This window comes from Luteimonas sp. TWI596, assembly GCF_039674105.1.
GTDB lineage: Bacteria > Pseudomonadota > Gammaproteobacteria > Xanthomonadales > Xanthomonadaceae > Luteimonas.
The window spans coordinates 135,320-153,829 of sequence record NZ_JBDJMU010000009.1 but is presented as its reverse complement, the minus strand read 5'-3'; the positions used below and the strand labels follow the sequence as shown (position 1 = coordinate 153,829).

Annotated in this window: 14 protein-coding genes and 5 tRNA genes; 6 read left to right on the top strand and 13 right to left on the bottom strand. The window is 69.7% G+C overall.

Features of this window, described 5'->3' with window-relative positions; genetic code table 11:
* Positions 1-450: helix-turn-helix domain-containing protein (locus ABE487_RS09205; RefSeq protein ID WP_346451224.1), on the bottom strand; the 450-nt coding region annotated here is incomplete at its 3' end.
* Between the two features lie 790 nt (positions 451-1,240).
* Here ABE487_RS09205 and ABE487_RS09200 point away from each other — a divergent pair.
* Positions 1,241-1,317 (top strand) — tRNA-Asp (locus ABE487_RS09200).
* Between the two features lie 198 nt (positions 1,318-1,515).
* On the opposite strand, the gene ABE487_RS09195 is transcribed toward ABE487_RS09200, so the two are convergent.
* Both ABE487_RS09195 and ABE487_RS09190 read right to left on the bottom strand, forming a co-directional pair.
* Positions 1,516-3,087, bottom strand: a complete 1,572-nt coding sequence (locus tag ABE487_RS09195) for a serine hydrolase domain-containing protein (protein ID WP_346452062.1) — start codon at positions 3,085-3,087, stop codon at positions 1,516-1,518.
* Positions 3,088-3,090: 3 nt separating this feature from the next.
* Positions 3,091-5,874 (bottom strand): TonB-dependent receptor, encoded by a 2,784-nt coding sequence (locus ABE487_RS09190; RefSeq protein WP_346442361.1) that lies wholly within the window; start codon positions 5,872-5,874, stop codon positions 3,091-3,093.
* A gap of 235 nt (positions 5,875-6,109) precedes the next feature.
* On the opposite strand from ABE487_RS09190, the gene ABE487_RS09185 reads away from it, so the two are divergent.
* The 5 genes from ABE487_RS09185 (at position 6,110) to arsC (ending at position 10,918) form a co-directional block, all read left to right on the top strand.
* Positions 6,110-7,537 carry an SH3 domain-containing protein gene (locus tag ABE487_RS09185; RefSeq protein WP_346452063.1) on the top strand — a complete coding sequence of 476 codons (1,428 nt, stop codon included), beginning with the start codon at positions 6,110-6,112 and terminating at the stop codon, positions 7,535-7,537.
* A 23-nt stretch (positions 7,538-7,560) separates the two neighbouring features.
* Positions 7,561-8,661: a dipeptide epimerase gene (locus ABE487_RS09180; RefSeq protein WP_346442359.1), complete on the top strand. Its 1,101-nt coding sequence runs from the start codon at positions 7,561-7,563 to the stop codon at positions 8,659-8,661.
* Between the two features lie 55 nt (positions 8,662-8,716).
* Complete coding sequence (locus tag ABE487_RS09175) at positions 8,717-9,196, top strand: GNAT family N-acetyltransferase (protein ID WP_346442358.1); 480 nt, start codon at positions 8,717-8,719, stop codon at positions 9,194-9,196.
* Between the two features lie 67 nt (positions 9,197-9,263).
* Positions 9,264-10,565 carry a cation:dicarboxylase symporter family transporter gene (locus ABE487_RS09170; RefSeq protein WP_346452064.1) on the top strand — a complete coding sequence of 434 codons (1,302 nt, stop codon included), beginning with the start codon at positions 9,264-9,266 and terminating at the stop codon, positions 10,563-10,565.
* Positions 10,562-10,918, top strand: coding sequence for an arsenate reductase (glutaredoxin) (arsC, locus tag ABE487_RS09165; RefSeq protein ID WP_346442356.1), 357 nt, complete (start codon positions 10,562-10,564; stop codon positions 10,916-10,918). The genes ABE487_RS09170 and arsC overlap by 4 nt, the downstream gene beginning before the upstream one ends.
* 30 nt (positions 10,919-10,948) lie before the next feature.
* Here the strand turns inward: arsC and ABE487_RS09160 are convergent, their stop codons facing one another.
* From ABE487_RS09160 to ABE487_RS09115, 10 genes are all read right to left on the bottom strand, one after another.
* Positions 10,949-11,929 carry a GGDEF domain-containing protein gene (locus ABE487_RS09160; RefSeq protein ID WP_346442355.1) on the bottom strand — a complete coding sequence of 327 codons (981 nt, stop codon included), beginning with the start codon at positions 11,927-11,929 and terminating at the stop codon, positions 10,949-10,951.
* 145 nt (positions 11,930-12,074) lie between these two features.
* A tRNA-Leu gene (locus ABE487_RS09155) sits at positions 12,075-12,161 on the bottom strand.
* Positions 12,162-12,278: 117 nt separating this feature from the next.
* Positions 12,279-12,354: transfer RNA gene (locus ABE487_RS09150), tRNA-Gly, on the bottom strand.
* Positions 12,355-12,399: 45 nt separating this feature from the next.
* Positions 12,400-12,473 (bottom strand) — tRNA-Cys (locus ABE487_RS09145).
* Positions 12,474-12,553: 80 nt separating this feature from the next.
* Positions 12,554-12,629 (bottom strand) — tRNA-Gly (locus tag ABE487_RS09140).
* 36 nt (positions 12,630-12,665) lie between these two features.
* Entirely contained in the window at positions 12,666-13,265 is a 600-nt protein-coding gene (pgsA, locus tag ABE487_RS09135; RefSeq protein ID WP_346442354.1) for a CDP-diacylglycerol--glycerol-3-phosphate 3-phosphatidyltransferase, read from the bottom strand.
* Positions 13,266-13,281: 16 nt separating this feature from the next.
* Complete coding sequence (gene uvrC, locus ABE487_RS09130; RefSeq protein ID WP_346442353.1) at positions 13,282-15,165, bottom strand: excinuclease ABC subunit UvrC; 1,884 nt, start codon at positions 15,163-15,165, stop codon at positions 13,282-13,284.
* The gene (locus tag ABE487_RS09125; RefSeq protein ID WP_346442352.1) at positions 15,162-16,589 is read right to left on the bottom strand and encodes a hypothetical protein; all 1,428 of its coding nucleotides are present in this window, start codon (positions 16,587-16,589) and stop codon (positions 15,162-15,164) included. The genes uvrC and ABE487_RS09125 overlap by 4 nt, the downstream gene beginning before the upstream one ends.
* A gap of 73 nt (positions 16,590-16,662) precedes the next feature.
* On the bottom strand, positions 16,663-17,466 hold the full coding sequence (gene kdsB, locus ABE487_RS09120) for a 3-deoxy-manno-octulosonate cytidylyltransferase (protein WP_346452065.1): 804 nt from the start codon (positions 17,464-17,466) through the stop codon (positions 16,663-16,665).
* Positions 17,467-17,653: 187 nt separating this feature from the next.
* Positions 17,654-18,025 carry a hypothetical protein gene (locus ABE487_RS09115; RefSeq protein WP_346452066.1) on the bottom strand — a complete coding sequence of 124 codons (372 nt, stop codon included), beginning with the start codon at positions 18,023-18,025 and terminating at the stop codon, positions 17,654-17,656.
* Positions 18,026-18,510 lie beyond the last annotated feature (485 nt).

The following is an 18,510-nucleotide window of genomic DNA, read 5'->3' as shown; positions in this document are numbered from 1 at the left end:
ATCCGGCGCCCGCACAACCTGCCGCAACTGGGCCTTATCGAGCGCCTTGACCGTGTGCCAACCCAGTTGGAAAAAGCGGGCAACAGCCAGGATGTTGCTGGATTCAAGCAGTTGGCTGACCGCCTCGGCCAACCGGTTGGTCACCCGCTGGTAGCGCCCCAGCCAGCTCAACTTTTCCAGTCGCGGACCGCCGCACTGGTCGCACCAGACGCGCCGGCGCGGCACCACCAACCGCACCTGAAGTGCCATCAGAGGTAGGTCACGCACCCGCCGCGCAGTCGTCTCATGCACCTGCCGGCACCGACTGCCGCAGTGCTGGCAGTACATCATGCGGGCGCTGGGCTTGAGGTAGATCGTCACGGTCCGGCTGCCGCCCTCGGGCCACGCGATGCGCTCCACCCGATAGCCTTCCCACCCGCCCAGCCTCTTGATCGTCTTCCGGTCGAACATCCCCTCACCCTTGCGCCCTGGAATCAGGCATCAAGCGTAACGGTGGCTGGCAAAGGACTCCCCGCTAATCTGCGAAGAACCTTTTTTTTTGCGTCTGGGTGCGGGTGTGGCGCGCTGTTGAACATGGGCGTCGAGTCCTACGTCGCGAGCCCTGCCCCCACCCAACCCTCCCCCGCATGCGGGGAAGGGCTTTTTCCGCTTCGATCAGAGGATGCAGTCGTCGAGCAGCGCACCACCTCCCCCGCTTGCGGGCGGAGGTCGACGCCGAAGGCGTCAGGTGGAGGCCTGGAGCCCCGGCCGCCAATGCCACAAGCCCCGCATCGACCTGCATCCGCCCCATCTACCCCACATGCGAAGAAGGCTTTCCGCGATCTCGATCAGAGGACGCAGTCGTCGAGCAGCGCACCACCTCCCCCGCTTGCGGGCGGAGGTCGACGCCGGAGGCGTCGGGTGGGGGCGCGGGCTTTTCGCGCTGTGGCAGCTCGAGACGTGCACTCGCATGACGTCACTCTCGATGCGCGTGCCGGTGTAGCGCCCCCGTCACTGTGGCGACCTCGACACGCGGGCCGACGATCCACGCGTGCAGTGACATCGCGCATCGCATGTCGCTGGTCGTCCCCACGTAGCAATCCGGCGACACACCACGCAGCCACGCACGTCGACCGATGCAGATCGCGGGCCTCGCAAACGCGCCGATTCGGGGAGCGCACGCACCGACGAAGGCGAGATGGAAAAAAGATCGCGCAACCCCCTTCCCAAGCGCGCGAATTCGCGTAGAATCTCGCGGCTCGGAGCGGTAGTTCAGCTGGTTAGAATGCTGGCCTGTCACGCCGGAGGTCGCGGGTTCGAGTCCCGTCCGCTCCGCCAGTGTTACGAAAAACCCCTGCAGCGATGCAGGGGTTTTTTCGTTCTGCACGCAGCCGCCCTGCCCCAACCCAACCTTCCATCCGTGACGGGCGCAATGTCCCGCACGCGAAGGGAAGGAGCAACGCACATCGCACGCATCTCCCAGGCACGCGGGGCCGCGCAGATGCACCATCGCCGCCAACGGCGACGCTGCATCGCTCAGTCGCAGTCGCCGACGCGCGTCAGTGCCAGGTCTTCGAAGTCGTAGCTGAAATCCGCGTCCGGATCGACCTTGGCCATTTGCAGCGAGACCGTGCGGCCAGCCGCTGGCGTGGGCCATAGCCAGGCATCGACGTCGACATCGGGCGCGCGCCAGCGCACCTGCAGCCCACCATCGACGGCGACGACATCGCCATCGAGTTTGGGCGAACGCGCCGCGATCCAGCGCAGGCCTCCGTCGCGCGGACACAACGCCACGTCACCAAACCAGGGATCGCGGTAACGACCGGCAAGTGAGGCGGCGACCGCGGCCGAGACGGCGACCGCATCGTGGGCGTCCGGCTGTTCGGCATGCGCTGTCGCGCCGCGCTCCGCCTCCAGCCGGCCGGCATAGGCGTCGACGTCGTGCGGACCACCGTCGGTGGCGACGAACTGCTTGACCAGCGCCTGAGTGAGCACCGTGCGCGCGGGATCGGCATCGCCGTTGATCAACACCACGATGCCGACGCGCTGCTCGGGCAGCAGCACCAGCGAGGACACCATGCCCGTCAGCGTGCCGGTGTGCGACACCTTCGCGGTGCCGTCGACATCGGTCAACCGCCAGCCGTAGCCGTAGGCCGAGAAATGGCTGCGGTCCCAGGCGCGCATGCGCGCAGTCAGCGGCATCGGCATATGCGCGGTCCAAGCGGCCTCGCGCTGCGCAGCCGACAGCCAGGGCTGGCCAGGGGTCCCGGCGTCCGGGTCGAGCCAGGCCTGCGCCCATCGCAGCATGTCGTCGAGACTGCAGCGCAAGCCGCCGGCCGCCATCATCGGTTCGTCGGGAATCATCGCCTCGTCGCCACGCACGACCGTATTGCGGCCATCGAAGCGGGCGTGTGGCTGGGCGACGTTGCCGACCGCATCGCGCTGCCAGGCGCCGGCCTGGCAACGGTGCATGCCGAGCGGCTCGAAGATCTCGCGGCGCACCAGCGTGTCGTATGGGGCGCCGCCCGCCGCAGCCGCGACTTCGCCAGCGACGATGTAGAGCGTGTTGTCGTAGGCGTAGCGTGACCGGAAACTCCAGCGCGGCCGCAGGTGGCGCAGCCCTTCGATCACCTGGGCGCGGGTGAAGGCGTTCGGCGACGGCCACAGCATCAAGTCGCCGGCGCCCGGGCTCAGGCCGCTGTTGTGGATCAGCAGGTCGCGGACCTGCATCTCGCGCGTGACCCAGTCGTCGTACATGCGGAACTGCGGCAGGTAACGCACCACCGGATCGTCCCAGCGCAGCTGCCCGGCATCGACCAGCCGAGCGAGCACGGCAGCGGTCATCGCCTTGCTGTTGGAGGCGATCTTGAACAGCGTCGCGGGATCGACCGCCTCGCCCTCGCCCGCACGCAGTTCGCCGCGCGTATGCCGCAGCACAACCTCGCCATCGACGACCACGCCGACCGCGATGCCGGGCAGCGCGTAGCGCTCGGCCGCAGCGTCGACCAGCGCCGCCAGGCGCGCAGGCGCGACGGGGGTGGCGGCGACTGCGGGCAGGCCGGCGACCAGCCAGCCCGCCAGCGTCCAGGCCAGGCAAGTGGCGCGCATGCCTCAGAAATCGAACGTGATGTTGGCGAACACCTGGCGACCGATCGCACTGTAGGAACTGGCGAAGTACGGCCACGCAGTGTGGGAATCGTCGCGCGGCGGCGTCTCGTCGAGCAGGTTCAGTACGCTCACGCCGAGCGTGACGTGGTCGGTGATGCGACGCGACACGTCGGCGTTCCAGATCACGTAGGCCGGTGTGCGGCCGGGGCGCAGCGTGCCGTTGTAGTTGGGGCGCCCGCCCCAGCGGTAGCCGTAGAGGCTGGTGGTCCAGTCGCCGACCGCCCAGTTGGCGCGCCAGTTGGCGCGGCTGCGGAAGGCGTTGTACTCGACCGTGCTGCGGACGTCGCGCGGCGCCTCGTCGCCGAACTGCGCGACCTCGAACGCGAGCACATGCGTGTAGCCCAATTGCACGCCCAGATCGCCCCAGCGGCCGAGGTCCTGCGCCCAGCGCAAGGTCGCATCGAGCCCTTCGGTGCGCATCAGCGAAGCATTGATCGGATAGGTCGCAAAGCGGGTGATGCGGCCTTCGGGATTGAGATCGGAGACCGTGCGCTCGACCGCCCCGGCGTAGAACTGGCACGCCTGCGAGGTGGTATCGACCGCATTGCCGGCGCGGTCGACACCGAGCCGGCAGTTCGCTTCCTGTTCGAGGTAGTAGCTGTTGGACAGCGCCTGGACGCGACCCTCGAGCTCGATCCGGTACCAGTCGACGCCGATCGACAGGTTCGGCAGCGCGTCCCACACCACGCCGAGCGTCGTCGACTTGCCCTCCTCCTCCTGCAGCAGGGGATTGGAGGATTGGGTCATGTAGGTCTGGTAGTTGTAGGCCGAGGTACACGCGGGCGTTTCGGCGGCGATGCCGTTGGCACGGCACAGATACTCGTCGTCGACAAAAGGATTGGAGCCGGTCGTGCCCGCGTAGATCCACAGCAGATCGGGCGCGCGGAAGCTCGTCGCGTGGGCGCCGCGCAGCAGCAGCGTGGTGAAGGGACGCCATTCCAGGCCCGCCTGCCAGGTGATCGCATCGTCGACCGAGGTGATGTCGTCGTACTTGTCGTAGCGGCCGGCCAGCGTGGCTTCGAGCTTGGAGAAGACCGGCACGCGGAATTCGAGACCGGCGGCGTAGCGATTGCGCGGGCCGCCGCCGGGCGTGCTGGTCAGGTTGTAGACGCGATCCGGGCCGGTGTAGTCGACGGTCGTGCGCGGGTCCGGCGTCAGCGTGTATTCCTGCCGCGCAGCCTCGACGACTGCGGCCATCTGCAAGGGGCCGGCCGGCAGGTCAAACAGCGGACCGCTGAAGACCAACTGCGCCTGGTCGGATTTCGACGTGCCGGAACTGACGACGGTCGTGGTCAGCTGGTCGTAGAGCTCGGGCGTGCCGGGTGCGAACAGCCGGTCGACGAGGAACTCGCGGATCTCGGTGCCATTGGCGGTATAGCCCTGGATCGGCCCCATGTAGTAATCGCGCACCGCGCGGGTCAGAAAGCGCGGCCGCCTGGTTTCGATCTCGAAGCGCGACGAAGTGAAACCCACGTCCCAATCGAAGCGGCCGCCGAACGCCGTGCCGCGCACGCCGGCATTGAGGTTCCAGGCGCGCTCGTCGTACTCGATCCGCTTCACCCCGCCGACCTCGTCGGGCAGGAAGATCCGCTGCGCGGTCACCAGCCCCCGCGTCGGATCCTGCACCGTGAACGGGGTTTCGCCGATGTAATAGTGCGTCTGGCTGGAGCTCTTGTCCTGCGAGCGGCTGCCCAGCACCTGGGCGTAGCCAGTCACCGATTCGCTGAAGTCGACGCTGCCCGACAGGTAGGCCGACGTCTTGCCGTAGGCGTTCTGGATCGAGCGGGCGTTGTAGTAATCCAGTGCGCCGCAGCGATTGGGCAGCGGTGCGCTGGTCGCCGAATGGAACGGCACGAAGCTCGGATTGGTTGCCGCGCACGCCTGCACCATCGCGTCGTAGCTGGGGGACAGCACGCCGTTGTCGCCGCGCCACAGATAGTTGGAACCGGCGAGGAAGTACACGCCCGAGATCGATGCGGTCGGACGCTCGGGGTTCGTGCGGTACTGCGGGTGCGCAAGATAGGTCAGGTCGCGTTGCGCGGCGACGATCTCTTCGCGATCCAGTCGCTCGAATGCGTAGGTCAGGCTCCAGCGGTCGCCGCTGCGGCCGCCGCTCCACTGCAGTTGGCCGGTGTCGCCACCGCCGCCGGATGTCGTGCCGCCGCGCAGGCGCACGGTGTCGCCACTGAAGTTCTCGCGGGTGATGATGTTGACCACGCCGGCCACCGCATCCGAGCCGTAGATCGCCGACGCGCCGCCACTCATGACTTCGATACGCTCGATCGCCGCGGCCGGAATGCTGCCCAGGCTCACCGCGGTACCGCTCGAGCCGTAGGGCTGCGGATAGTCGGCCAGACGCTGGCCGTTGAGCAGGATCAGCTGGTAGCCCGGCCCCAGGCCGCGCAGATTCATGAACTGGCCGTTGGGCGCGTTGCCAGTCTGATCGGATTCGTTGAGCGTGTTGCCGGTGAACTGGGTCAGCGTGCCCAGCGACTCCCAGACCGTGCTGAACCCCTGCTTCTGGATCTCCTCGGCCGTGATCACGGTCACCGGCGCCGGCCCCTCGACTTGCGTGCGCGCGATGCGCGAGCCGGTCACCTGGACCTGGTCGAGCGTGTTGACGTGGGCATCGGTCGACTGCGCCGCGGCCGGCATCGCGATGGCCGCCAACAACGCGATGGCGAGCGGACAACGGCTCGAGCACAGATGTCTGGACGATACGGGCATGCGGCGTTCCCCTGGCGATGGCGTGACGGGCACAGCCGGCGGCCACACGCGCCATCGCGCATCGATGCCGGCCTGCCATGTGTGTGCCCGCTCCCCATGCGCGCGACACGATGCCATTGTGATTACACCGCACCCCGAGCCTTGTCAATCGCGTCGGCCGGCTTGTCCGCTGCGCCAAAACACCTATGCTCGAATGCGTCCCCGCGGCCCGTGCGGCCGCCATGCAGGAGCTGCGATGCAGACGACAACGGCCACGATGCGGACGCGACGCGGCGCCTCGCCCGGGCGCCGCCGTCCCTGGCGATGTATGGCCGGCGCGCTGCTGGCCTCGCTGCTGGCGGCGAGCGCATCGGCGACGCCGCCGGCGATTCCCGGAATGACACGCGCGCAGCTCGATCCGCAGTACTGGATCGACCGGCTCGACGCGCCCGATGCGCGCCTGCTCGATCGCGCCGCGATCGCGACCCAAAACGCCGCGATGCGGCGCGTCGATCCCTCGATCCACGACGTGCTCGCATTGCCCGACACGCTCGACCGCGCCACCGTCGCCGGCTGGATCGAGGCGGTGTCGACGCGCCCCGCGCAGCCGCGCTACACGCTCGATGGCCGCGTGCTGGATGCAGCGGCGCTCGCCCGTCTGCGCGCCGATGTCGACCTGGCGGCCCTGCCCGCCGCGCCGTCGCCCCGTTTCGGTCTGGTCGTGCGCCGCGCGGACCTGCGTGCGTTCCCGACCCGCACACGGGTGTTCAGCCGCCCCGAGGACACCGACATCGACCGGTTCCAGGAAGACGCCCTGTTTCCAGGCGCGCCGGTCGCGGTGGTGCACGCGAGCCGAGACGGCGCCTGGTACTTCGTCGTCAGCGAGCGCTACGCGGCCTGGATCGACGCCACGCAGGTCGCACTGGGCACACGCGACGCGGTCGCCGACTACGTCGCGCGTGCAGCGCACGGGCCGATCGTGACCGGCGCGACCGCGCGGACCGTCTACACGCCGCAAGCGCCCGAGGTCTCCGATGTGCAGTTGGAGATGGGCGTGCGCGTGCCCGCCCTCGACTGGCCCGGCGATCGCGTGCTCAATGGCCAGATTCCGTGGTACGGCCGCGTCGTGGAGCTGCCGGTGCGCACCGCGACCGGCGGCCTGGCGTTCGCGCCTGCGATGCTGCCGCAGGCGGCTGACGTCGCCGACGACGCGCTCGCGTTCACCCGCGCCCAGCTGATCCGTCAGGCGTTCAAGTTCCTCGGCGAGCGCTACGGCTGGGGGCATTCGTACAACGCGCGCGACTGCAGCGGCTTCGTCTCGGAGGTCTACCGCAGCCTCGGGATCCTGCTGCCGCGCAACACCAGCGCACAGGGCACCAGCCCGGCGCTGGACCGGATCGCCTTCGCGCCGGCGATGTCGCGCGAGGCGCGCCTGCGCCCGCTGCGACAGACCGATGTCGGCGATCTGGTGTTCATCCCGGGCCACGTGATGATGGTCATCGGCCATGTCGACGGCGATCCCTATGTGATCCACGACACCGCCGGCACCTCGCTGCGCGGCGCCGACGGCGCGCTCGCGCGGCTGGCGCTCAATGGCGTGGTGGTGACCCCGCTGCTGCCGTTGCTGGGCAGCGACGGCGAGGCGACGATCGACCGCATCACCAGCATCCAGCGCGTGCGCTGAACGCCCTGCCCGGACCTGTCGCCATGAAGATCACCGACATTCGCCTGAGCATGCTGCGCGTGCCGCTCCGAACGCCGTTCAAGACCGCGCTGCGCACGGTCGAGCGGGTCGAGGACATCGTCGTCACGATCCACACCGATACCGGTCACGTCGGCCACGGCGAGGCCGCCGCGACCGCGGTGATCACCGGCGACACGCACGGCGCGATCGTCGCGGCGATCGCCCAGGTCATCGCACCGCGCCTGGTCGGCCGGGAGGTCGGGGATCTCAACCGCCTCGTGCGCCTGGTACAGACCGCGCTGCTGCGCAACACCAGCGCCAAGGCCGCGGTCGAGATCGCGCTCTACGACCTGTTCGCGCAGCTGCACGGCGCGCCGCTGTACCGCATCCTCGGCGGTGGCGGCGAGCCGGTGCTCGCGACCGACCTCACGATCAGTGTCGGCGATGTCGACACGATGGTCGCCGACGCGCAGGCCGCGCTCGCACGCGGCTTTCGCTCGCTGAAGGTCAAGGTCGGCCAGGACACCGCGCTGGACCTGGACCGCGTCCGCGCGGTCCATGCTGCGGTCGACGGCCGCGCCACGCTGCGGCTCGATGCCAACCAGGGCTGGACGCCCAAGCAGGCCGTGCAGACGATGCGCCGGCTCGAGGCGGCCGGTATCCATCCCGAACTGCTCGAGCAACCGGTCCCGGCGCACGACCTACACGGCCTGAAGTTCGTCACCGATCGGGTCGCCGTGCCGGTCATGGCCGACGAAAGCGTGTTCGGCCCGCTCGAGCTGATCGACTTGATCCGCATGCGCGCGGCCGACATCGTCAACATCAAGCTGATGAAGACCGGTGGCCTGTCGAACGCGATCCGGCTGGCCGACATCGCCGCCCTGCACGGCATCGACTGCATGATCGGCTGCATGCTCGAGAGCAGCATCAGTGTCGCCGCGGCCGTGCACCTGGCGGTTGCCAAGGCCGACGCGATCACCAAGGTCGATCTCGATGGTCCGTCGTTGTGCGCGTACGACCCGGTCGAGGGTGGCGTCCATTTCGACGGGCCGACCATCCGCATCAGCGAGGCACCGGGCCTTGGCATCGTGTCGATCCGCGATCTCGCCCCGCTTCCCGCCTGACGCTCGTTCGCCCACGGGCGACAATGGGGCGTCTGTCGTTGTCTGGAGTTGTCCGATGGTGCTTCCTGTCGATCCGGCGCCGCTTGCGCGCGACGCTACCGCCGCCGATCGCGCACATGTGCTGGCGATGATGCGTGCGTTCTATGCGGAGGACCGCTTGGTGTTTGACCCGGTCCGCGTCGGTGCCGGGCTCGATGCGCTGCTGGCCGACCCCGCGCACGGCGTGGTGTTGCTGCTCGGCGATGCCGGCGAGGACGGCTATCTGGTGCTGACCCGGGGCTTCAGCCTCGAACAGGGCGGCGCGTTCGCGCTGCTCGACGAGCTCTATGTCGCGCCGCAGGCGCGCGGCCGCGGCCTGGGGGCGCAGGCGCTGACCCTGGCAGCCGAACGCAGCCGCGCCTGGGGCGTGGCGATGCTGCGGCTGGAGGTGCATCACCACAACCCGCGCGCCAAGGCGCTGTATCTGCGCGCAGGCTTCGTCGACGGCCATCGGGACATGCTGACGCTGTCACTGGACGCCCCTGCGGCGCGATGACCGACCTGCATCGCAGGCGGCCGCCGGCATGGCATGCTCGCCGGGTCCGCCGCTGCCGACCCGACCGATGACGCCCAGCCCGTCCGCGCCCGCTCGCTTCCGCCTGTCGATGCCCGCGCGCGTGCTGCTCGCGCTGCTGGCCGGCGCCGTCATCGGCCTGTCGCTGGCCGCCTGGGACCCGGCGGTGGCGGTGCGCACCGCCGACATCGTCCAGCCGATCGGCACGCTGTGGCTGCACGCACTGCAGATGACCGTGGTCCCGCTGGTCGCAGCGCTCGTGGTCGTCGGCGTGAACGCCGCGTCCGATGCCGCGGCCTCCGGACGCACCGCGCGCCTGGCGATGACCACCTTCGTGGTGATGCTGGCGCTGTCAGCGACGTTCGCCGCACTCGCCGCGCCCGCGCTGCTGTCGCTGGTGCCGCGCGACGAGACCCAGACCGCGCTGTTTCGCGCCGCGATCGGCGCGCCGGACGTACTGCCGCAGGCGCCAGCGTTCGGACTGTGGATCACCAGCCTGATCCCCAGCAATGCGATCGCCGCGGCGGCCGCCAGCGCAATGCTGCCGCTGGTGGTGTTCTCGATGTTCTTCGGCTTCGCGCTGACCCGCCTGGAGGCCGCGCGTCGCGAACGCATGCTCGAGCTGGTGCGCACGGTCGCCGATGCCATGATCGTGGTCGTGCGCTGGGTGCTGGTCGCCGCGCCCTTGGGCGTGTTCGCGCTGGTGCTGTCGGTGTGCGCGCATGTCGGGCTGGGCGTGTTCACCGCGCTGGGCACCTACATCGCGCTGCAATGCGTGCTGTATGTGGCGATCACGCTGTTGATGTACCTCATCGCCGTCGTCGTCGCCGGCGAGCGTCCGGCGCGCTTTGCCGCAGCGCTGCTGCCGGTGCAGGCGATCGCGGCGAGCACCCAGTCGTCGCTGGCCGCGTTGCCGGTGATGGTCGACAGCGCGCGCAGCCGCCTGGGCTATCCGCTCGCGGTAACCTCGCTGGTGCTGCCGATGGCGGTGTCGCTGTTCCGCATCGCCAGCCCGGTCCAGTATCTGAGCGTGGTCAGCTTCATCGCCTGGATCTACGGGATCGAGCTGGGCGCCGGCCAATTGGCGATCGCGGTCGCACTGGCCATCGTGATCAGCATGGGCTCGGTCGGCCTGCCCGGGCAGGTCAGCTTCATGACCAACAACCTGCCGGTCACCCAGGCTGTCGGCCTGCCGGTCGAACCACTGGGCGTGCTGCTGGCGGTCGACACCCTGCCCGATGCGTTTGCGACCGTCACCAACACCACCGCCGACGTCACCGCGACCGGCGTGGTCGCACGACGCAGCGGCGTGCCTCCCTCCGCCTCCGATCCCGAAGCTCCCCCGACATGACCGATTCCTTCGTCCTCTATCACAACCCCCGCTGCTCGAAATCGCGTGCCGCGCTCGAGCTGTTGCAGGCGCGCGGCATCGCGCCGCAGGTGGTGCTCTATCTGGAGACCCCGCCCGATGCCGCGGCGCTGCGCGACCTGCTCCAGCGCCTGGACCTCGCACCCCGGGCGCTGCTGCGCACCGGTGAGGCGGTCTATGGCGAGTTGGGCCTGGCCGACCCGGCGCTCGATGACGACGCGATCATCGCGGCGATGGCGGCGCATCCGCGCCTGATCGAACGCCCGATCCTGCTGCACGGCACGCGCGCGGTCGTCGGTCGCCCCACCGAGCGCCTGCTCGACCTGCTGCCCTGACGCCGCAGCGCCGGGCGAGGCGACACCGCGTCAGTCCAGCCCTTTGGCGATATGCGTGCGGTTGCGCCCTGCGCGCTTGGCAAGGTACAGCGCGGTATCGGCCCGCCCGAACCAATCCTGCCAGTCCTGCTCGGCGGCGAGCATGGCGCCACCGATCGACACCGTGATGGGGCCGGCGGGACTGCGCAGGCGCCGCTCGACCTCGACCCGCACGCGCTCGGCCGCGGCCGTCAACCCCGCATCGTCGTCTGCGGGCAGCACGAGGACGAACTCCTCGCCGCCGAATCGGTAGACGGCATCGCCCTCGCGCAGCGTGTCGCGCAGGATCGTGCCCAGTTCGACCAGCACCGCATCGCCGACCGCATGGCCGAAGGTGTCGTTGACCGCCTTGAAGCGGTCGAGGTCCAGGACCAGCAGGCCGATCCCGGGCTGCCGGCGATCGTCCACGAGGCTGCGCAGATGCGCTTCCATCGCGCCGCGGTTGGGCAGCCGGGTCAACGGGTCGAGCATCGCCCGACGCTCCAGCGAGTCGCTGTAGTCGCGCAGGCGGCGCGAGAAGGCGAACGAGAACGCATACACCAGCGACCAGGTGATGACGGTCGCCCACCGCCCCAGACTGGCATCGGGCACGATCAGCAGCGTCGTCGCGCCCACGATCAGCAGCGCCCCGCACCACGCGGCGATCTCGGTCCGCGCAATGTAGAAGTTGGTCATCAGCACCACGTACACCCAGCCGCTGGCGGCATCGCCGATCAGCACGCAGGCGGTGAGGCAGAAGCCGGAGTTCAGAATCGCCATCAACCCGCCGGCCGCATTGGTCCGGCCCGTGCGCCAGGCACGCCCGACGATCAAGGCGATCACCACGATCACCAAGGCGTCGAACGCAGCCAGCGTCCATTCCCCACGCAGGCAGCGCCAGAGCATGAAGCCCGACAGCGTCAACAGCGTCGTCAGCCCGAGCAGGGAGACGATCGCGAGTTGAAAATCGTCGCGGACTCTGGAGACGGCCATACGTTGCATCGCATCCGCGGTTGCGATGCGCCTCGATCCCCAGTGAGCGTCGACAGGGAATCTAGAGCCCGCCGGGTGAAGGGGGAATGACACGATGCGCGGGCACGCCGCGGGTCCACGCGGCCGCCGCCCGCAGGGCTTGCGATGGTGCCCGGAGCCGGAATCGAACCGGCACGGCCTTGCGGCCAACGGATTTTAAGTCCGGTGCGTCTACCAGTTTCGCCATCCGGGCATGCGGCGCCAAGCGTGCCTGAGCGCCCGGGGAATTGAAACCCGAACCCCGGCAGGCCGGCGACGTCACGTGTCGCACAGACGAAAAACCCCGCTTGCGCGGGGTTGTTCATCGAACTGGAGCGGGAAACGAGACTCGAACTCGCGACCCCGACCTTGGCAAGGTCGTGCTCTACCAACTGAGCTATTCCCGCATGACTTCAATTGTACCCTGCCTGCGACCTGTGTGGTGCGCCGGCTGGAGGCCTGGGTCGGAATCGAACCGGCGTACACGGATTTGCAATCCGCTGCATAACCACTCTGCCACCAGGCCGGTGACCCGTCGCCGGGATCCGGAGGACCCTGCCGACAAAACGAAACCCCGCGTACCACCCGGGGTTTCGCGTTTGAAACTGGAGCGGGAAACGAGACTCGAACTCGCGACCCCGACCTTGGCAAGGTCGTGCTCTACCAACTGAGCTATTCCCGCTTGGGAGGCGAAATTCTACCGTTCGCCGGCAGGGTGTCAATACTTGTTGCGTTCGGCGGCGCGCATGATCGGCCAGGCCGCGCGCAGATACGCCAGCCCCGACCACAGCGTGAGCAGCGCGGCGAGCGCCAGCAGCCAGTCGCCGACGACGAAGATCTCGCGCCCCAGCCACGGCGGCGGCGGTACCGGCCGCTCGGGCGTGACCGAGTACAGCAGGCACAGCAGCGCGACCATCTGCGCGATCGTCTTGATCTTGCCGATCGCCGCGACCTTGACCGTCGCCCGCTGCCCCAATTCGGCCATCCACTCGCGCAGCGCCGACACGGCGATCTCGCGCCCGACGATCACCGCCGCCCAGATCGCCATCCACGGCGACGGGTGCCCCTGCACGATCAGAAACAGCGCCACGGCGACCATCAACTTGTCGGCGACCGGGTCGAGAAACGCGCCGAACGCCGAGGACAGGCCATAGCGACGCGCGATCCAGCCGTCGAGCCAGTCGGTGACCGCCGCCAGCCCGAACACGAACGCGGCGGCGAAGTTGGTCCATTTGAACGGCAGGTAGAACACCAGCACCAGCACCGGGATCATCAGGATCCGCAGCAGCGTGAGCCAGGTGGGAATCGTCAATTTCATCGCAAACTCGTGGCAATCAGTCCTGGCCGGCACCCGATGCGCCGGCATCGAGCCCGTGTAGGGTCGCATAGATGCGCTGCGCGAGCGCTGCATTGACGCCCTCGACCTGCGCGATCTGCTCGGCACCGGCCGCCTTGAGGCCGCCGAGTCCACCGAAATGCTTGAGCAGGTTCGCACGGCGCCGCGGGCCGATGCCCGGGATGTCTTCCAGCCGGCTGGTGTTGCGCGCCTTCTGGCGTCGGCCGCGATGGCCGGTGATCGCGAAGCGGTGGGCCTCGTCGCGCACCTGCTGCACCAGTTGCAAGCCGGGCGAGGCGGCGCCGGGCTTGAGTTCGCGGGCCGGCTGCCCGTCGGTGGCGGGCAACAGCAAGGTCTCGTCGCCCGGCTTGCGCGCCTCGCCCTTGGCCACGCCGACCAGACAGATGCCGGTGATGCCGTAGCCGTCGAGCACCGCGCGCGCCTGGGCGACCTGGCCGGCGCCGCCGTCGATCAGCAGCACGTCGGGCATCACGCCGCCCTCCTCGGCCACCTTGCGGAAGCGCCGGGTGAGCGCCTGGTGCATCGCCGCGTAGTCGTCGCCCGGTTCGATGCCGGCAATGTTGTAGCGCCGGTACTGGCTGCGCACCGGCCCTTGCGCATCGAACACCACGCACGAGGCCACGGTGGCCTCGCCCATCGTATGGCTGATGTCGAAGCACTCGATGCGCTGCGCCGGCTCGGCCAGGCCCAGCATCTGACGCAGCGAGTCGGCGCGCGCCTGCTGCGCGGCCTGGCTGCCGAGCTCGCTGGCCAGCGCGATCTCGGCATTGCGCCGCGCCAGATCGACGTAGCGCGCCCGGTCGCCGCGCACGTTGCACTTGAGCTGCACCCGGCGTCCGGCCGCCTCGCTGAACGCCTGCTCGAGCAAGGCGACATCCTCGATCGCGCGATCGAGCACGATCTCGCGCGGCGGCACCTGCTCGGCATAGTGCTGGGACACGAACGCGGCGAGCACCTCGGCCGGGTCCTCGCTGCCGTTGGTGCGCGGGTGGAACGCCCGCGTGCCCAGGTTGCGGCCATCGCGGAACGACAACAGCAGCACGCAGGCATGGGTGCCGCGCATCGCGCAGGCGAGCACGTCGAGCTCGGCGACCTTGCCGTCGACGTACTGCCGCGCCTGCATGCCGCGCATGTTGCCCAGCAGGTCGCGCAAGCGCGCGGCCTCTTCGAAATCCAGGCGTTCGGCCGCCGCTTCCATGTCGCGCGTGACCTCGTCGGTCAGCGCATCGCTGCGACCTTCGAGGAACATCGACGCGCGCCGCACCGCGTCGGCGTACTCGCGCTCGGACACCAGCCCGACGCACGGCGCGGTGCAGCGGCCGATCTGGTGCTGCAGGCAGGGCCGCGAGCGGTTGCGGAACACGCTGTCCTCGCAGTTGCGCAGCTTGAACAGCTTCTGCATCAGGTTCAGCGTTTCGCGCACCGCGGTCACGCCCGGGTACGGCCCGAAGTAGCGTCCGGGCACATTGCGCGGGCCGCGATGGACCGCGATCCGCGGCCAGGTGTCGCGGGTGACCAGCACGTAGGGATAGCTCTTGTCGTCGCGCAGCGAGACGTTGTAACGCGGCTTGAGCGACTTGATCAGCTGGTTTTCCAGCAGCAGCGCCTCGGCCTCGGTGCGGGTGACGGTGACTTCCATGCGCGCGATCTGCGCGATCATCGCCATCGTCCGCGTCGCCTTGGGCGTGGCGTTGAAGTAGCTCGCCACGCGTTTGCGCAGGTCCGCGGCCTTGCCGACGTACAGCACCGCATCGTCGGCCGCGATCATGCGATAGACGCCCGGCGCAGTGCTCAGGCCTGCAACGAAGGCCTTGCCGTCGAATGTCGGCCGCGCGCCGCGCGCTTTCGTCGTGCCGGTCATTCGCCCACCGGGACGCGGCGCAGCGCGCCGGTGGTCGGGTCCAGCCGCAGCACGGCATGGGCATCGGTGTCGGCGATCCACAGCCGCCCGTTCCCGACGGCCAAGGCCGCGGGCCCATGCAGGCGCTGGGGCAACGCGAGCGTCGACAGCGCGCCGCCGCCCAGACGCAGCTGGCGCAAGGTGTCGTTGCCGCTGTCGGCGATCCATAGCACCGGCGCCTCGGGATCGAGTGCCAACGCCTGGGGCGCCTGCAACTGCGCATCGTCGCGCGCGCCGTCGACGGCCCCGAATTGCCACGGTCCGCCGCCGACCAGCGTGGCGACCTGCCCGGTCGGCAGGTGCACACTGCGGATCGCCGAGCCCGCGGCATCGCAGACGTAGAGCGTGTGCTGCACGCACGCCAGTGCCACCGGCTCGGCGAATGCGGCCTGCGCGCCCACACCGTCGCGCGTGCCGAGCGCGCCACTGCCGCACAGCGGCGCAATCCGGGTCTGGCCCAGGTCGAGCTGCCAGATGCGGTTGTCGCCGGCGGTCGCGACATACAACCGGTCGCCCGACAACACGACGGCACGCGGCTGGTCGAGCGCGACCGCGCGCGGGTCGGCCAGCGATCCGGGCACGGTGACGCCGGGTCGGCCGGCACCGCAGACGGTGGACACGTCGCCGCTGCGCAGGTCGATCCGGCGCACGGCATGGTTGCCGGTGTCGGCGACATAGAGCGCGCCGCGCGCCAGACACAGCCCGTGCGGCCGGGTCACCGCGGCCAGTTCCATCGGGCCGTCGATGAAGCCGGCGCGTCCGCTGCCGAACTGGCGCAGGATGCGCCCGCGGGCATCGCATTCGAGCACGCGGTGATGGCCGCAGTCGGCGATATAGAGCAGATCGCCCGACACCGCCAGCCCTGCCGGGAACCGCAGCGGTAGCGCCGACTCGCTGTCCCGGCGCAAGCGGATCGGATCGCCGGCAAGCGGTTGCGGGGTCAGGCCCTCGACCAACATGCCGATCCGCGCATCGAGGTCGCGGATGCCGTTTTCGCCGACGATGCGCTCGCGCACCCGCCCTTCGCCATCGATCAACAGGACCGTCGGCCAGGCATCGAGCCCGAAGTGCTGCCAGGCCGTCCAGTCGCCGTCATGCGCGACCGGGAAGTCGTACTGCTGCAGGTCGACGCGGTGCGCACTGCGCCTGGCGTCGCGTTCGGCATCGAAACGCGGGACGTGGACGACGACCACCTGCAGGCGCTCGCGATGGCGCGCGCGCAGGTGGCCGAGATCGGCGAGCCGTTGCTGGCACCAGGCCGAGCTCAGATTGACGAACGCCAGCGCGCAGACCCGCCCGCGCAGCTGCGCCATGCGCAGCGGGTCGCGCAGGTTCAGCCAGGCCAGGCCGGCCGGGAATTCGGGCGCTGCGACAGCGTCGTTCATGACGCAATTATGCGGGATCCCGCCGCGGCCCCCTGTCGAGAGCACTGCGGTCAGCGCAGGCCGCCGAACGCGTTCAGGCAGGCGCGCCGGAGCCGGTGCCACGCCCGGCATCGGCACCCGACAACCGCGCCTGGGCCCGCGCCAGATCCTCGGGGGTGTCGACGCCCGGCGGGAACGGTGCAGGGGTCGGGCCGACCGCGACCCGAAGCCCGGCTTCGATCACGCGCAACTGCTCGAGCATTTCGATCTGTTCCAGGCGCCCGGGCGCCATCGCGGCGAACCGGCGCAGGAAACCGGCGCGATAACCGTAGATTCCGATATGCCGCCACCACTCGCCGGCCGGCATCGTCGCGCGGTCGCGGGCGAACGCATCGCGCGGCCACGGCACCGGCGCCCGGCTGAAATAGAGCGCATCGCCGCCCGCGCCGAGTACGACCTTGACCGCGTTCGGGTCGAGCAGCGTCTGGACATCGTCGATCGGGGCGGCCAGCGTGGCCAGCGCGACCTGCGGCTGCGCCGCGAGTGCCGCGACCGCACGGATGCCGGCGGCCGGCGCGAACGGCTCATCGCCCTGCAGGTTCACGACCACCCGCTCGTCTGCCCAGCCTGCAAGCGCCGCGCATTCGGCCAGCCGATCGGTGCCGGAGAGATGCGCGGACGAGGTCATCGCCACGTGGACGGGTGTACCGGCCAGCGCATCGCGGACCCGGACATCGTCGGTGGCCACCCACACTTCGGCAGCGCCGGCCTCGAGTGCACGCTGGGCCACGTGCAGCACCAGCGGGGCATCGCCCAGCGGCTGCAGCGGCTTGCCGGGCAGACGGGTCGAGGCATAGCGGGCCGGAATGGCGACGATGAAATCAGCGGGGACGTCCATGGCGCGATTCTCGCATGGCGGCCGATGTACGACGCGGTGGTTCTAGGGGTGCGCGCGACCTCGTCGCCGAGCGCGTCGCGCGGTGCGCGTCACAGGCTGCGCGCCTGTCGGTTGCCGCCCCGGATGGGAGCGGCACAGGTGCACCGGTATGGGCCGCGATGACGCACGACAGGACCGCCGTACTGGCTCAGGAGCGGAGTCCCGCTGCCTGCGCGTCCGGTTCCTGCTCGTCGGCTGCGGCGGCGTCAGCAGGTGCGCCACGCATCTGCGCCCACAGCGCGCGCGCGGACGAACGGCGGCGGCCTTCCGCGGCACGGACGCGGACATGCCGCACCGCGCGGCGCATCGTCGCCAGTCGCCGACGCCAACGTACAAGCCCGCCTACAGCCAGCGCGACGGCCAGCATCACCGAGACCGCCAACGCCCACGGCGCAAGCCCAGCCATCGCCCCGATGATCGAACCCTGCGTGCGGGCGAGCGCGAATGCAAACACTGCACCGGCGATCAGGACATACGACGGCAGGATGAGGATCCGCCAGACGGCACGTGCGGGCATCATGGCCGTGGCGCCTGTCGGGACAAGGATGACGCGGGCCGAACCAGACCGCGTCCGCCCCCCTCGACACAAGCAGCGAGACCGGACTTGCGCACCGGCGGTGCCAGCACCAACGCCGGACACGGATACTGATCGCCCGACCGCCAATGCGTGGCGGCCTGCGGCCGCACCTGTTCCCAGCTCGCGCCGCGCGTGGCCGACTCCCAGACCTGACGCATCATCGGCTCGACTTCATGCCAATCCGCATCCGGATGTCCGGCCCGGGTCGCGCGCGCCAGTTCGGCGAGGATGACCTGATGCTGGGCTTGGGGGACGGCGCGGTGCATTGGGGGTCGAAACGTTCTGGGAATGTGGCGTCAGCCTAGGCAAGGCGACGCCAATCCGCCGTGAAGTCATCGCCGGGTCGGCAAACCGTTCAGATCCGGGGTGGCCGGCCGGTCGCGCCCTCTCCTACCATGGCTATCCGCATCGGGATCGGCATCGGCCGG

What these genes read in the sequence shown, in the direction of transcription:
- ABE487_RS09160 (WP_346442355.1), bottom strand. Translation starts at nt 11,929, where the DNA reads ATGGCCGTCTCCAGAGTCCGCGACGATTTTCAACTCGCGATCGTCTCC.
- ABE487_RS09185 (WP_346452063.1), top strand. Translation starts at nt 6,110, where the DNA reads ATGCAGACGACAACGGCCACGATGCGGACGCGACGCGGCGCCTCGCCC.
- kdsB (WP_346452065.1), bottom strand. Translation starts at nt 17,466, where the DNA reads ATGGACGTCCCCGCTGATTTCATCGTCGCCATTCCGGCCCGCTATGCC.
- ABE487_RS09180 (WP_346442359.1), top strand. Translation starts at nt 7,561, where the DNA reads ATGAAGATCACCGACATTCGCCTGAGCATGCTGCGCGTGCCGCTCCGA.
- ABE487_RS09115 (WP_346452066.1), bottom strand. Translation starts at nt 18,025, where the DNA reads ATGATGCCCGCACGTGCCGTCTGGCGGATCCTCATCCTGCCGTCGTAT.
- ABE487_RS09125 (WP_346442352.1), bottom strand. Translation starts at nt 16,589, where the DNA reads ATGAACGACGCTGTCGCAGCGCCCGAATTCCCGGCCGGCCTGGCCTGG.
- arsC (WP_346442356.1), top strand. Translation starts at nt 10,562, where the DNA reads ATGACCGATTCCTTCGTCCTCTATCACAACCCCCGCTGCTCGAAATCG.
- ABE487_RS09190 (WP_346442361.1), bottom strand. Translation starts at nt 5,874, where the DNA reads ATGCCCGTATCGTCCAGACATCTGTGCTCGAGCCGTTGTCCGCTCGCC.
- ABE487_RS09175 (WP_346442358.1), top strand. Translation starts at nt 8,717, where the DNA reads ATGGTGCTTCCTGTCGATCCGGCGCCGCTTGCGCGCGACGCTACCGCC.
- ABE487_RS09170 (WP_346452064.1), top strand. Translation starts at nt 9,264, where the DNA reads ATGACGCCCAGCCCGTCCGCGCCCGCTCGCTTCCGCCTGTCGATGCCC.
- pgsA (WP_346442354.1), bottom strand. Translation starts at nt 13,265, where the DNA reads ATGAAATTGACGATTCCCACCTGGCTCACGCTGCTGCGGATCCTGATG.
- uvrC (WP_346442353.1), bottom strand. Translation starts at nt 15,165, where the DNA reads ATGACCGGCACGACGAAAGCGCGCGGCGCGCGGCCGACATTCGACGGC.
- ABE487_RS09195 (WP_346452062.1), bottom strand. Translation starts at nt 3,087, where the DNA reads ATGCGCGCCACTTGCCTGGCCTGGACGCTGGCGGGCTGGCTGGTCGCC.